Below are 14507 nucleotides of genomic sequence, written 5' to 3' on the forward strand. Positions count from 1 at the left end.
CCCCGATTGAGCCAGAATCCTGCCTCCCTGGCAATTTCCCTTGCCTCCGAGGCAAAACCCGGTCGGCCCCCGCGCCTCATCCTCCGCCGAGCACCGTCTCGACCGTGTCCGCCTCGTCCGCGCTCTTGTCCGGGCGGTGCCGCAGCACCCGTGCGAAGCGCAGCGCGACTCCGGCCGGGTAGCGCGGGGAGCGCTGGAGGCCGTCGTACGCGATCTCCACCACCAGCTCGGGCCGCACCCGCACGGTGTAGCCGTCGTCCTCCACCGCCAGCTCCCGCAGCCGGTCCGTCTGCCAGCGCAGCATCTCGTCGGTGAGCCCCTTGAAGGTCTTGCCGAGCATGGCGAACGAGCCGTCGGCGGCCCGCGCCCCGAGGTGCAGGTTCGACAGCAGCCCGGTGCGCCGGCCGTGGCCCCGTTCGACGGCGAGCACCACCAGGTCGAGGGTGTGCACCGGTTTCACCTTGAGCCAGTGTTTGCCGCGCCGCCCGGCCGCGTACGTGGAGTCGAGGGCCTTGACCATGACCCCCTCGTGGCCGCGGCGCAGGGTCTCGGTCCAGAACTCCTCGGCGGCCGCCACCTGCTCCTGCGCGTCCTCGACGACGAGCCGGCGGACCCGGGACTCCTCCGGCACCAGGGCGGCGAGCGCCGCGTACCGCTCGCGCACCGGGAGGTCGAGGAGCACCTCGTCCCCCGCCGCCAGGACGTCGAAGAAGTACGGGACGACGGGCAGCGTCCGCCGGGCGGCCTCGACGTCGACCCGCGATCCGACCCGGCTCGCGACCTCCTGGAACGGCACCGGGCGGCCGTCCGGGGCCTGGCCGATCACCTCGCCGTCGAGGATGAACCGCTCCCCCGGCAGCGCCCGCGCCAGCTGCGCCACCTCCGGCAGCCGGCCGGTGATGTCGTCCAGGGAGCGCGTGTACACCCGTACGTCGTCCCCGTCCCGGTGCACCTGCACCCGGATCCCGTCGAGCTTTTCCTCGACCGCGCAGGGCCCGAGCGCGGCCAGGGCCCCGGCCACCGACGTGGCGGTGTTCGCCAGCATCGGCTGTACGGGCCGGCCGACGCGCAGGGTGACCCCGCGCAGGGCCGCCGCGCCGTCGGCCAGTACCGCCGCGGCCACCCGGGGCAGCGAGCCGTCGAGCATCGCGGCGCGGCGCAGTTCGGCGGCGGGCACCCCGGCGGCCGCGGCGACCCCTTCCAGGGCGACCGCGTCGAGGGCGCCCTGGCGGACCTCGCCGGAGAGCAGGCTGCGCAGGAACCGCTGCTCGGGCCCGGTGGCCGCGCCGAGCAGGGCGTCGAGGATCCGGCGCCGCTCGGCCTGCACGCCCGTTCCCCGGGCGGCGGCGAGCTCGGTCACCGCCGCGTCGACGGCGCTGACGGTCAGGGTGGGCGCGGCGGCGGGCTCGACCTCCGGGGCGAGCGCCCGCCAGCCGATGCCCGGCCGGCCCTGCGGGAGGCGCCCGGAGAGGTACGAGATGACCAGGCCGGCCTCCTCGGGCGGCGCGGCGGCGAACAGCTCCGCGAGCAGGGCGGTCTTGCGGGAGCGGGCGGAGGTCTCGGCGACCTCCCGGGACACGCGCGCGACCTCGGCGAGCAGCATGCCGTCATCCTCCCGCCGCTCGGCGCGGGCCGCAGGTCGGTTCCGGGTACCGCGGGTGCGGTATGCCGGGCCGCCCGGGTACTCCTTGAGGAGGTGGGCGGTTCCACCTGGGGGTGCTCAGGGCGCCGTGGCCCGGCGTCTAGGGTTCCCGTATGAAGCTCCGACTGCCGAAGCTCCGGATGCCACGGCGCCGCCGCACCCGCCTGCTCGCGGGGGCCGCCGCGCTCGCCGTCGTCGCGGGGGCCGGTACGTGGACCGCCGCCGCGTCCGGCGGGGCGCCCGCCGTGCACCGCCAGGACCGCATGGTGGAGATGCCCGGCGCGGCCGTCGACACCTCGTACTTCACGGCCGGCGGCGGGCAGAAGCGGCCCGCCGTACTGCTCGGGCACGGGTTCGGCGGCAGCAAGGACGACGTCCGCGCGCAGGCCGAGCGGCTGGCCCGGGACGGGTACGCCGTCCTGACCTGGTCGGCGCGCGGCTTCGGCCGCTCCGGCGGGCAGATCGGGCTGAACGATCCCGAGCACGAGGTCAAGGACGTGTCCCGGCTCGTCGACTGGCTCGCGCTCCAGCCCGAGGTGCGGCTCGACGGGGACGGCGATCCGCGCGTCGGCGTCGCGGGCGCCTCGTACGGCGGGGCGATCTCGCTGCTCGCCGCCGGATACGACCGGCGGGTCGACGCGATCGCCCCGCAGATCACGTACTGGAACCTCGCGGACTCCCTCTTCCCGCAGGGCGTGTTCAAGAAGCTGTGGGCGGGGTTGTTCTTCACCACCGGTTCGGCCGACGGGCTGCAGCCCGGGGCGCCGGCGACGGGCGGCCCCGGTGCGGCGGCCGCCCCCGCCCCCTCCGCCCCCGCCCCCTCCGGCGCCGCCACCGCCTGCGGGCGGTTCCAGCCCGAGCTGTGCGCCATGTACGAGCGCATCGCCGTGGCCGGGAAGCCCGATGCCGAGGCCCGCGCCCTGCTGGAGCAGCGCAGTCCGTCGGCGGTCGGGGACCGGATCAAGGTGCCGACCCTGATCGTGCAGGGCCAGGAAGACTCCCTCTTCCCGCTGGACCAGGCCGACGCGATGGCGAAGGCGATCGCGGCGAACGGCGCACCCGTCTCGGTGGACTGGGCGGCCGGCGGGCACGACGGCGGCGTGCGCGAGTCGGGCCGGGTCGAGGACCGGGTGGCCGCCTGGTTCGACCGCTACCTCAAGGACGAGCAGGGTGTCGACACCGGTCCGGCCTTCCGCGTCTCGCGCTCCGGAGGCATCGATTCCACCGACGGGGCGGTCCAGCTGCGCGGCGCGAGCGGCGAGCGCTATCCGGGGCTGACCTCCGCTCCCCGGGAGTTCGCCCTGAGCGGGCGGGAGCAGAGCTTCGCCAATCCGGCGGGCGGCGCGCCGCCCGCGCTGTCCTCCCTGCCCGGGATCGGCGGGCAGCTCGCCGCCGTCGGGGCCGGGCTGGCGCTGGACTTCCCCGGGCAGAACGCCCGGTTCGAGTCGGAGCCGCTGACCGAGGAGGTACGGGTCACCGGGACCCCGGCCGTCACCCTGAACGTGAGGTCGACGGCTGCGGACGGTTCGGCCGTCCTGTTCGGCAAGGTGTACGACGTCGGGCCCGACGGGCGCCAGCAGGTGCTGCCGAGTCAGCTGGTCGCCCCGGTGCGGGTGGAGAACGCGCAGCAGGGCGCGACGGTGGAGCTGCGGCTGCCCGCCGTCGACCACGCCGTGGAGGCCGGGCACCGGTTGCGGCTCGTGGTCGCCGCCACCGACCTCGGCTACGCGTCTCCGGCCGCGCCGGCCACGTACACGGTCGCGGTGCGGGGCGCCCTGGCCGTGCCGGTGGCCGACGGGGTGCGGACGGCCTCGGCGGCTCTGCCCGCGTGGACCTGGGGGCTGCCGCTGGCTGCGGCGCTGCTGGCCGCGGCGCTGCTGGGGATCCGGAGGACCGGTCGGGAGAGTGCGGGGGTGCGGGCTTCGGTAGCGCAGCCCGACCCGGCGCTGGCCGGCGTACCGCTGGAAATCACGGGTCTGACGAAGCGGTACGCGAGGGCACAGGACCGGTACGCGGTGCGGGACCTGTCGTTCCGGGTGGAGCAGGGGCAGGTCCTGGGCCTGCTCGGGCCCAACGGCGCCGGGAAGACGACCACGCTGCGGATGCTGATGGGCCTCATCTCGCCGGACGCGGGCGAGATCAGGGTGTTCGGGCACGCGGTACGGGCGGGGGCGCCGGTGCTGTCGCGCGTCGGGGCGTTCGTCGAGGGGGCCGGCTTCCTGCCGCACCTGACGGGGCGGGCCAACCTGGAGCTGTACTGGCAGGCCACCGGGCGTCCGGCCGAGGACGCGCACATGGCGGAGGCCCTGGAGATCGCCGGGCTCGGCGACGCGCTGGAGCGCGCGGTGCGCACGTACTCGCAGGGCATGCGGCAGCGCCTGGCGATCGCGCAGGCCATGCTCGGGATGCCGGACCTGCTGATCCTCGACGAACCGACGAACGGTCTGGACCCGCCGCAGATCCGGGAGATGCGGGACGTGATGATCCGCTACGCGGCGGGCGGGCGGACGGTCATCGTCTCCAGCCACCTGCTGTCGGAGGTCGAACAGTCGTGCACGCACCTGGTGGTCATGGACCGCGGGCGGCTGGTGCGGGCGGGCGAGGTCGCCGAGATCACGGGTGGCGGGGACACGCTGCTGGTGGCGCTGGCCGGGCCGGTGGACGAAGGGACCGTGGCGAAGGTGGCCGCGCTGGAGGGAGTGGGTGCGGTGACGGCCGCCGATGACGGGCTGCTCGTACGGCTGGAAGGCGCGACGGCATCCGGGCTGATCGCCGAGCTGGTACGGCTGGAGGTGCCGGTGTCCGCAGTGGGTCCGCACCGCCGGCTGGAGGACGCGTTCCTCACGCTGATCGGAGGTGCGGCATGAGCGCCGTGACGGAGGTGGCCCCCGGCTACCGGCCGAGCCGTACGCTGCCGCTGCGCGTGGAGGCGCTGCGGCAGTGGCGCCGGCGCCGGACGCTGGTGATGGGCGGGGTGCTGGCCGCGCTGCCGTTCGTCATGATCATCGCGTTCGCGGTGGGCGGCGGGCAGGACGGCGGCCGGGGCGGCGGGGACGGCCGGATCACGCTCATCGACACGGCCACGGCCTCGGGCGCGAATTTCGCGGCCACCTGTCTGTTCGTGTCCGCCGGCTTCCTGCTGGTGGTGCCGGTGGCCCTGTTCTGCGGGGACACGGTGGCCTCGGAGGCCAGCTGGTCCTCGCTGCGCTACCTGCTCGCCTCGCCGGTGCCGCGGGCCCGGCTGCTGTGGAGCAAGCTGGTGGTGGCGCTGGGCTTCAGCCTGGCGGCGATGGTGCTGCTGCCGGTGGTGGCGCTGGCGGCGGGGACGGCCGCGTACGGCTGGGGGCCGCTGAAGCTGCCGACGGGCGGCTCGCTGGCGGCCGGGGAGAGCGTGCCGCGCCTCGCGCTGGTGGTGGCGTTCGTCTTCGTGTCGCAGCTGGTCACGGCCGGGCTGGCGTTCTGGCTGTCGACGCGGACGGACGCGCCGCTGGGCGCGGTGGGCGGGGCGGTCGGCCTGACGATCGTCGGCAACGTGCTGGACGCGGTGACGGCGCTCGGCTCCTGGCGGGAGTTCCTGCCCGCGCACTGGCAGTTCGCGTGGGCGGACGCGCTGCAGCCGCAGCTGGAGTGGGGCGGGATGATCAAGGGGACCGCGGTGTCGGTGTCGTACGCCCTGGTGCTGTTCGCGCTCGCCTTCCGCGGGTTCTCCCGCAAGGACATCGTGTCCTGAGCGTGGGCCGTCTGTGCCAATCGGGGCGGCGGGCGTGTGCGCCTGCCGCCCCGTCGCCCCCGGCGCGCTGAACAATCGCGGTCGTCACGACGTACGGACGCGTCTGCGCGGCACCGAGGGGTACGACCGATGCACACAGCAGGACTTCCGGCTCGCAGGGCCGTGCTGACCGGCGGCCTCGCGGCCGTCGCCGTCGCCCTGTCGGGGTGCTCCTCCGCCCCTCCCCCGAAGGTGGCGACCGCCGCCCCGCAGCCGCGGCCGGCCACCCCGCAGGCCGCGTTCGCCCGCCTGATGGAGGGCAACAAGCGCTGGGTGAGCGGCAACCTCGACCACCCCGACCGGGATCCGGAGCGGCGCGAGCTGGTCGCCGAGGCACAGGACCCCTTCGGGGTGGTCCTCTCGTGCATCGACTCCCGGGTGGCGCCCGAGCTGATCTTCGACACCGGGCTCGGCGACCTGTACGTGCTGCGCACGGGCGGGCAGGCGGTCGGCCCGGTGGTGACCGGCTCGGTCGAGTACGGGCCCATGACGGGCGGGACTCCGCTGGTCGTCGTGCTCGGCCACCAGCGGTGCGGGGCCGTCGAGGCCGCGTACAAGTCGCTGAAGGCGGGCAAGCCGCTGCCCGGCAATCTGGAGGCGCTCGCCAAGGCGATGGCGCCGGCGTACGAGCTGACGGCGAAGAACCCCGGCGCCGACCCCGTCGACACCATGACCCACCACCAGATCAAGGTGACCGCGGACGATCTGCGGGCCAACTCCGACCTGGGGCCCCTCGTGGAGAAGGGCTCCCTGGGCGTCGTCGGTGCCTACTACTCGCTGGACACGGGAAAGGTGGAGGTCCTGACGGGTGCGCCCGTCTGAGCGCCGGGCTCACGGCGGGGATCAGGGCGCGGCTCACGGATCGGCTCAGGGCGCGGCTCACGGCTCGGCTCACGCCCCCGTGATCGCGTCGATCTCCGCCAGCAGTTCGGGCTCCAGGGGGCGGTCGGCGACGGCCGCGTTGGCCCGCACCTGCTCGGGGGAGGTGGCGCCGGCGATGACGGAGGAGCAGCCGGGCCGGGCGGAGAGCCAGCCGATGGCGAGTTCGAGGATGCTGCGGCCGTGCTTGTCGGCGACGGCGGCCAGCGCCTCGACCGTGTCGAGCCGCTCCTCGGTGACGTAGCCGTCGCGGCCCTCCAGCCGGGAGCCGGCCGGGACTGCGGCGCCCCGGCGGATCTTGCCGGTCAGCAGGCCGTTGGCGAGGGGGAAGTACGGGAGCACCCCCAGCCCGTAGTGCACGGCCGCCGGAACGAGCTCCTGCTCCGCGGACCGCTGGAGCAGCGACCATTCGTTCTGCGCCGATACGAAGGGCACCGCACCGGTTTCGCGGGCGACGTGGGCGGCTTCGGCGAGCTGCCAGCCGCTGAAGTTGGAGTGGCCGATGTAGCGGACCTTGCCCTCGGCGACGAGCTCGGTGAGCGCGGCGAGGGTCTCGGCGATGGGGGTCGCCGGGTCGGGGCTGTGGAGCTGGTAGAGGTCGATGTGGTCGGTGTCCAGGCGGCGCAGGGACTCCTCGACGGCCCGCCGGACGTACGCGCGCCCGCCGCGGGATCCGGCGGCGGGCCCGTACTCCATGGACATGCCCGCGAAGCCGAACTTGGTGGCGAGGACGACCTGATCGCGGCGGCCCTTGAGGGCCTGCCCGAGATGGCGCTCGGAGCCGCCGCGCCCGCCGTAGATGTCGGCGGTGTCGAGGAGGGTGATCCCCGCGTCGAGGGCGGCGTCGACGACGGCGCGGGTGGCCCGGGCGTCGAGGCGGCCGCCGAAGTTGTTGCAGCCGAGGCCGACGGCGGAGACCTGGAGACCTGAACTGCCCAGCGGGATGTAGCGCATGCGATTCGTTCCTCCGAACGTCAGAAGGGATCGGCGAGAGTCTTGCCGATGGCCCGACCCTCGTCCACCGGGGCTGAATCAGTCGGCCGACGCGTCACAGCGTGCGTTCGGCCCCGGCGGCCGGGGCCGCCGCCGTCACGCGCGGCGGCTTGAACCCGGCCGCGGCGAAGGCCTCCGTGACCGCCCGGGTCACGGCCGCCTCGGCCTCCGCGTCGATCAGGGCCAGGGCCGAGCCGCCGAAGCCGCCGCCCGTCATCCGGGCCCCGTACGCGCCCGCCGCGTTGGCGGTGGCGACGGCCAGGTCGAGCTCCGGGCAGGAGACCTCGAAGTCGTCGCGCAGCGAGGCATGGCCCTCGGTCAGCAGCGGGCCGCTCTCGCGCAGCCGTCCGGCGCGGAGCAGTTCCTCCACCCGTACGACCCGCTCGTTCTCGGTGACGACGTGCCGGACCCGTCGGCGCCGGACCGGATCGTCGAGGCGGGCCAGGGCCCGGTCCAGGTCCTCGTACGGGAGGTCGCGCAGGGCGGGCAGCCCGAGCGCGGCGGCGGCGCCGTGGCAGGAGGCGAGGCGCTGGGCGTACTCCCCGTCGCCGAGGTCGTGTTTGACGCGGGTGTCGATGACCAGGAGGCGCAGTCCGGCCGCCGCGCAGTCGAAGGGGATGTGCCGCTGTTCGAGGGTGCGGGTGTCGAGGTGGAGGGCGTGGCCTTCGGTGGCGCAGGCGGATGCCATCTGGTCCATCACCCCGCAGGGCACGCCGACGTAGGCGTTTTCGGCGCGGCGGGCGAGCGCGGCCAGTTCGGGCCGGGTGAGCGGGATCCCGTACAGGTCGGTGAGCGCCAGGGCGGCGGCCACCTCCAGGGCGGCGGAGGAGGAGAGTCCGGCTCCGGTGGGCACGTCGGAGCGGATGTGCAGGTCCGCGCCGCCGACGGGCAGGCCCGCGTCCAGCAGCGCCCACGCGGCTCCGGCCGGGTAGGCGGCCCAGCTCTCCGCGCCCTCGGGCGGGCGGGCCGGGTCGAGGCGGTCCAGGTGGAGGGTGACGACGCCCGACGGGACGTCGGCGGAGTGGAGCCGCAGCGTCCGGTCGGGGCGGCGGGCCGCTGCCACCTCCGTGCGGTGCGGGAGGGCGAAGGGCAGGGCGAAGCCGTCGTTGTAGTCGGTGTGTTCGCCGATCAGGTTGACCCGGCCAGGCGCCGCCCAGACCCCCTCGGGCGGGGACCCGTACAGCCGGTGGAATCCGTCCGCGGCCCGGCTGCTCATCGGCTCGCCACCTCCCGCAGCCGCGCGGCCGCGTCCTCGGGCCGGACGTCGTTCATGTAGGCCTCCATCCCGGATTCGGTACCCGCCAGGTACTTGAGCTTGTCAGCGGTGCGGCGGACCGTGAAGAGCTCCAGGTGGAGCGCGAAGTCGGCCCGGCCCTCGCCGGAGACCGGCGCCTGGTGCCAGGCCGAGATGTACGGGGTGGGCGCGGCCGTTCCGAACAGCCGGTCGAAGCGGCGCAGCAGCTCCAGGTAGAGGCCGGGGAACTCGGCGCGGGCCGCGTCGTCCAGGGTGGTCAGGTCGGGGGTGCGGCGGTGCGGGTAGAGGTGGACCTCGTACGGCCAGCGCGCGGCGTACGGCACGAAGGCGGTCCAGTGCTCCCCTTCGAGGACGACCCTGGTGGCCTCGGCGGGTTCGGCGCGTTCGGCGGCGAGGACCTCCTCGAAGAGGTTGCCGCCGGTGCGGGCGCGGTGGGCGGCGACGGTGGCGAGCATGCGCGTGGTGCGCGGGGTGATGAAGGGGAATGCGTAGATCTGGCCGTGCGGGTGCGCGAGGGTCACGCCGATCTCGGCGCCGCGGTTCTCGAAGCAGTAGACCTGCCGGACCCCGGCGCGGGCGGAGAGTTCGGCGGTGCGGTCGGTCCACGCGGCCAGGACGAGCGCGGCGCGTTCCTCGTCGAGCTCGGCGAAGGAGGTCCGGTGGTCGGGGGTGAAGCAGATGACCTCGCAGCGGCCGGTGTCGCCGGCGAGGGAGGGGAAGCGGTTCTCGAAGACGACCACGTCGTAGTCGGGGGCCGGGACCTCGCTCGCGCGCCCCTCGGAGGAGGGGCAGAGCGGGCAGGCGTCGGCGGGCGGGTGGTAGGTGCGGCCCTGGCGGTGGGAGGCGATGACGACGGCGTCGCCGAGCAGCGGGTCGCGGCGTACCTCGGAGGAGGTGGCGGAGGCGTCGAGGGGGCGGGTGTCGGGGACGGCGCGGGCCGCGCCGTCGTCGGCGTCGTAGTACAGGATCTCGCGGCCGTCGGCCAGGCGGGTGCTCGTTCGCTTCACGGGAAGAGCTTCTCTCAGGGGAAGGTCGGGCGCGTGTGCGGGGGTTCGCCGGTTCGGTGGGTACGCGGGTTCACTCGAGGGTGACGACGGTGGGGCGGCCGAGGTCGGGGCGGTCGCGCAGCGGCAGATCGGCGCCGGGGCGCTCCAGTTCGAGGAGGACGATCTCGTTCCGGCCGGTCCGCCAGAGGGGCGCGGGGGCGTAGAGGGTGCGCTGCGGGCCGCGCGGGGTGTCGTAGTGGCCGAGGAGGAAGCCGTTCAGCCAGACGAGGCCGGTGCCCCAGCCGGAGACGTCGACGAATCCGTCGGCGGGGTCGCCCGGGAGGGTGTGCGTGAAGCGGTGGAAGGCCGGGCGGCCCGTGTCCTCCGCGGTTTCCCCGGTTTCTTCCGATTCCCCGGGCTTCCTGTTTTCCCCGGGCTTCCTGTTCTCCCCGGGCTCCCCGTTTTCCCCGGGCTCCCTGATTTCCCCGGGCTCCCTGATTTCCCCGGGCTCCCCCGATTCCGACGACCAGCCGAGCCCGGTGAGGTCGGTGAGCGGGAGCGGCCGGATCTCCCACTCGAACAGCTGCTGGTGGCCGTGCCGGACGCCGCGCCAGATGCCCTTGCGGTCGTCGAGGAGCGGGCCGTAGTTGACCCGGCCCTGGGCCCGGACGAGGACGTCGAGGACCGCCCCGGCCTCGCCGACGGCCAGGTCGAGCCCCTCGTCGGGCCGGTTGCGGTCGAGGATGCCGAGGGGCTCGCCGTCGGCGAAGACGTACGCGCGGTCGCCGAGGCCGTCGATCCGGACGGGCATCGCGGGGCGCGGCCCGGTGACGGTGGTGCGGTAGTGGATCAGTCCGTGGGACTGGCCCAGCTTCTCCATGGACTCGGGCGCGGGGCGCAGCACGGGCTCCCCGCCGAGCACGTCGAGGTGGTCCAGGAACGGGGCGGTGCCGGCGGGGACGGCCAGGGCCGGGGTGATGCGGGGCGGCGGCTCGGGCAGCGGGCCGTCGGGCAGGGGCACGTACTTGCCGATGACCTCGCGGAACGCGTGGAACTTGGGGGTGAGTTCGCCGGCCTCGCCGATGGGGGCGTCGTAGTCGTAGCTGGTGACCGTGGGCTGGTAGCCGGGGTCGCCGGGGCGGGACCCGGTGTGGTTGGCGCCGGCCCAGAAGCCGAAGTTGGTGCCGCCGTGGGCCATGTAGAGGTTGACGGAGGCGCCGGTGGCGAGGAGTTCGTCGAGGGACCGCGCCGCGTCCTCGACGGCGCGGACGTGGTGGTCCTCGCCCCAGTGGTCGAACCAGCCGATCCAGAACTCCATCGCGGCGAGCGGGCCGGTCCGCTGATAGCGGCGCAGGTGGGCGAGGCGTTCGGCGGGCCGCGCGCCGAAGGTGGCGGTGGCGAGCCGGCCGGGGAGCATGCCTCCCTGGAGCATGGCGTCCTCGGGCCCGTCGGCGGTGAACAGGAGGCAGTCCACGCCGCGTTCGACCAGGGCCCGTTCCACATGGGCGCGGTAGCGGGTGTCGTCGCCGTACGAGCCGTACTCGTTCTCGATCTGGACGGCGACGACCGGGCCGCCGCGGCTCGCGAGCAGGGGCAGCAGCTCGGGGGCGACGAGGTCGAACCAGCCGTCGACCTCGGCCTCGAAGCGCGGGTCCGAGCAGCGCAGGTGAAGGCCGTCGACGGCGAGGAGCCGGGCGGGCAGGCCGCCGAAGTCCCATTCGGCGCAGATGTACGGGCCGGGGCGGACGATGGCGTCGAGGCCGAGGTCCCGGGCGGTGCGCAGGAAGCGGCCGAGGTCGCGCGGGCCGGTGAAGTCGGCCTTGCCCGGGGCGCTCTCGTGGAAGTTCCAGGGGACGTACGTGTCGACCGTGTTGGCGCCGAGGGCGCGCAGCCGCCGCAGCCGGTCCTCCCACAGGTCCGGATGGACCCGGAAGTAGTGCAGGGCCCCCGAGACGATGCGGTGGGGGCGCCCTGCGCGCCGGAATCCGTCCTGGTCGTACGTGAGCATGCGCTGACTCCCGAGAGAGGTCGTGATGCCGTGAGGTGCGGGACGCCGCCGAATATATGAACGCGGCGTCCGCGCCGTCAATGACCGGTTGATCGGAAACGATCGAATCGATCGGTTCGGTTCTCTATGATGGCGATGCAGGCACGGATGCAGGCACGGATGGGGGTAGGGAAACCTTGAGACCACATGTGGACCAGCGCCAGGCGCAGGTGCTCGCGCTCGTCCGGGCGCGGGGCAGTGTGCGCGTGGCGGACCTGGCGCAGGAGCTGGGCGTCTCACCGGTCACCCTGCGGCGCGACATCGAGGCGATGGCGGCCCGGGGCGAGATCCACCGGATGCACGGGGTGATCAGCCGGGTGGAGACCGGGCGGCCGGGCGGCGCGCCGGCGGCCCGGGCGACGGCGGCGGTGGCGGCCTCGGCCGGGGACCGGGCGGCGGCCCCGGCGGGTGCCGAGGGGCTGGTGATCGGGATGGTGGTGCCGACCACGGAGTACTACTACGCCGATGTCGTACGCGGAGCCCGCGAGGTGGTCGAGGCGCGCGGCGCGCGGCTGACCGTGGGCCTGACCCGGTACCTGCCCGGAGAGGACCGGACACAGGCGGACCGGCTGCTGTCCACCGGGGCGGACGGGCTGCTGCTCACCCCGAATTGGGACGCGGGCTCGCCCGGCCCCGGCGAGGGGGCGTGGACCGCGGAACTGCCTGTTCCGACGGTGCTGGTGGAGCGCTGGGCCCCGCCCGGACATCCGGCGGCGGCGCTGGACCGGGTGGCCTCCGACCATGCGCACGGCGCGGCGACGGCGGTGCAGCACCTGGTGGAGCGGGGGCACCGGCGGATCGCGCTGGCCAGCCGTGCGACGCCGACGACGCCGCGGCTGCGGGCCGGGTACGAGGCGGCGGTGACCGCGCTCGGCCTGGAGCCGGCGCCGCCGTGGCCTGCGGCCGGGCCGGGCCCGCTCTCGGACGCGGACCTGTTCGCGCGGACGCTGGACTACTTGTGCGAGGCGGTGACGGCGGGCGGGGTGAGCGCCGCGCTGATCCACAGCGACACCGACGCGATCATGCTGATCCCGCGGCTCCAGGCTCGCGGGGTACGGGTGCCGGAGGACCTCGCGGTGATCACGTACGACGACGAGGTGGCGGGGCTGGCCGACGTACCGCTCTCGGCGGTGGCACCGGCCAAGCGCGAGGTGGGGGCGCGGGCGGCGGGGCTGCTGCTCGACCGGCTGACGGCGCCGGGTGACGGTGGCGGTGTCGGTGGCGGTGACGGTCCGCGGCAGCACGTGGAGCTGCTCCCCCGGCTGACGATCCGCTCATAAGGAACAGGAAGGGACTCCCCGGGCGATCATTTCGATCGAGTTGCGCATTCGCTCTTGACGGTGTGCGTGTTCGCACAAAAGATGGGCCGCGTTCTCCCATCCGCCGCTGTCCGCGGTCGTCCGTAGGAGCCACTCCATGTCGCGCAGCCTCCGTTCTTCCCGCATGCCCCGACTCGTCCTGACCGCCTCGGTCGCCTCCCTGGCCCTGCTCGCCACCGCCTGCGGCGGGGAGGCGAAGCCGGGCGGGGCGGGGGCGGCCGGCGGTTCGCCGCAGCAGCCGGTCACCGTCACCTACTGGTCCTCGTCCGCGGGTGCGCAGCAGACGGCCGAAGCGTTCAACAAGACGCACCCGAACATCCAGGTGCGGTTCTCGGCGGTGCCGGGCGGGCCGGACGGGGCGGCGAAGCTGGCCAACGCGGTCAAGGGCGGCAACGCGCCGGACATCGCGACGATGGACTACTCGGCGCTCCCGGAGTTCGCGAGCGGCGGCAATCTGGAGGACCTGAGCGGGACTTCCGGGAAGCTCGTCTCGGAGAAGTTCCCGGAGGCGGTCCAGTCGCTGGTGAAGCTGGGCGGCAAGACGTGGGCCGTGCCGTTCGACGTCACCCCGCTCGAACTCTTCTACCGGAAGGACATCTTCGAGAAGCACGGGGTGGCCGTGCCGAAGACGTGGGACGAGTACAAGGCGGCCGCGGAGAAGATCCACCAGGCCGACCCGTCGGTGAAGATCACCAACCTCGGCGGCGGCGACCCGGCGGTGCTGGCCGGCCTCTCCTGGCAGGCGGGCGCACGGTGGTACGGGACCGAGGGCGAGAAGTGGAAGGTGGCGATCAACGATCCCGCCTCGAAGAAGGTGGCGGAGTACTGGAACGGCCTGATGGCCTCCGGGGTGGCGTCGAAGACCCCGCTGTGGGGCGAGGGTGAGGCGAAGGAACGTTCGTCCGGGCAGGTCGCGACCGTCATCGGCGCCGCCTGGACGGCCGGCACGTTCCTCGCGAACTACCCCGACCTCAAGGGGAAGTGGGGCATAGCACCGCTGCCGACCTGGGACGGCAAGCCCGCCACCGGCATGTACGGCGGCACCTCGTACATCGTGCCGAAGGGCAGCAAGCAGACCAAGGCCGCGGCGGAGTTCATCACGTGGGTCACCACCGACCCGGAGGCGATCAAGGCGCGGCTCAGCTCGCTCAAGTCGCCGAGCAGCGCCCTGCCGGCCAATGCCGAGATGCGGGCCGAGGCCGCGAAGCTCTTCGACACGACGTACTTCGAGGGGCAGGACCCTTACGGCCTGGCCGACGCGGCCGCGGCGACCATCGTGCCCGGCTGGACCTGGGGCCCGGTCCACCTCCAGGTCAACTCGGCGCAGAGCGCGACCGGCCCGGACCTGGTCAAGGCCCTGAGCGAGGGCCAGGCGGCCGCCGAGAAGGCCATCAAGGACCGCGGCCTGGGCCTGGCCGGCTGATGCCCACCCCCGAGACCCGACAGCCCGAGACCCCGGACACGACCGCCCCGGCGGCGGGCACCGACCCTGGCGCAGGCACCGACCCTGGCGCGGGCACCAGCCCGGGCGCAGGCACCGACCCGGGCGCAGGCGCCAGCCCGGGCGCAGACACCAGCCCGGGCGCAGGCACCGACCCTGGCGCAGACACCGACCCT

The 14507-nt window shown here is 74.4% G+C and carries 10 protein-coding genes; 5 read left to right on the plus strand and 5 right to left on the minus strand.

The genetic code is table 11. The features are described 5' to 3' along the window. Positions 1-76: 76 nt before the first annotated feature. Positions 77-1603 (minus strand): ATP-dependent DNA ligase, encoded by a 1527-nt coding sequence (locus tag IF02_RS0105075; protein WP_030154025.1) that lies wholly within the window; start codon positions 1601-1603, stop codon positions 77-79. Between the two features lie 152 nt (positions 1604-1755). Here IF02_RS0105075 and IF02_RS0105080 point away from each other — a divergent pair, with 152 nt between their 5' ends. From IF02_RS0105080 to IF02_RS32175, 3 genes are all read left to right on the plus strand, one after another. Then, a complete protein-coding gene (locus IF02_RS0105080; RefSeq protein WP_030154026.1) occupies positions 1756-4509 on the plus strand; it encodes an alpha/beta fold hydrolase in 2754 nt (917 codons plus the stop codon). Continuing rightward, positions 4506-5372: an ABC transporter permease gene (locus tag IF02_RS0105085; RefSeq protein WP_030154027.1), complete on the plus strand. Its 867-nt coding sequence runs from the start codon at positions 4506-4508 to the stop codon at positions 5370-5372. The genes IF02_RS0105080 and IF02_RS0105085 overlap by 4 nt, the downstream gene beginning before the upstream one ends. Positions 5373-5501: 129 nt before the next feature. Next, complete coding sequence (locus tag IF02_RS32175; RefSeq protein ID WP_030154028.1) at positions 5502-6233, plus strand: carbonic anhydrase; 732 nt, start codon at positions 5502-5504, stop codon at positions 6231-6233. 69 nt (positions 6234-6302) lie between these two features. Here the strand turns inward: IF02_RS32175 and IF02_RS0105095 are convergent, their stop codons facing one another. From IF02_RS0105095 to IF02_RS0105110, 4 genes are all read right to left on the minus strand, one after another. Next, positions 6303-7244, minus strand: a complete 942-nt coding sequence (locus IF02_RS0105095; protein WP_030154029.1) for an aldo/keto reductase — start codon at positions 7242-7244, stop codon at positions 6303-6305. Between the two features lie 94 nt (positions 7245-7338). Further along, positions 7339-8499, minus strand: coding sequence for a galactokinase (galK, locus tag IF02_RS0105100; protein WP_030154030.1), 1161 nt, complete (start codon positions 8497-8499; stop codon positions 7339-7341). Next, on the minus strand, positions 8496-9545 hold the full coding sequence (galT, locus tag IF02_RS0105105) for a galactose-1-phosphate uridylyltransferase (RefSeq protein WP_030154031.1): 1050 nt from the start codon (positions 9543-9545) through the stop codon (positions 8496-8498). Before galT ends, galK begins: the two co-directional genes overlap by 4 nt. A 70-nt stretch (positions 9546-9615) precedes the next feature. Then, a complete protein-coding gene (locus IF02_RS0105110) occupies positions 9616-11532 on the minus strand; it encodes a glycoside hydrolase family 35 protein (RefSeq protein WP_030154032.1) in 1917 nt (638 codons plus the stop codon). A gap of 176 nt (positions 11533-11708) precedes the next feature. Between IF02_RS0105110 and IF02_RS0105115 the strand changes: the two genes are divergently transcribed. Both IF02_RS0105115 and IF02_RS0105120 read left to right on the plus strand, forming a co-directional pair. After that, positions 11709-12851, plus strand: a complete 1143-nt coding sequence (locus tag IF02_RS0105115; protein WP_030154033.1) for a substrate-binding domain-containing protein — start codon at positions 11709-11711, stop codon at positions 12849-12851. Positions 12852-12987: 136 nt separating this feature from the next. Further along, positions 12988-14313: an ABC transporter substrate-binding protein gene (locus IF02_RS0105120; RefSeq protein ID WP_030154034.1), complete on the plus strand. Its 1326-nt coding sequence runs from the start codon at positions 12988-12990 to the stop codon at positions 14311-14313. Positions 14314-14507 lie beyond the last annotated feature (194 nt).

Source organism: Streptomyces sp. NRRL S-244 (assembly GCF_000717915.1).
Lineage (GTDB): Bacteria > Actinomycetota > Actinomycetes > Streptomycetales > Streptomycetaceae > Streptomyces.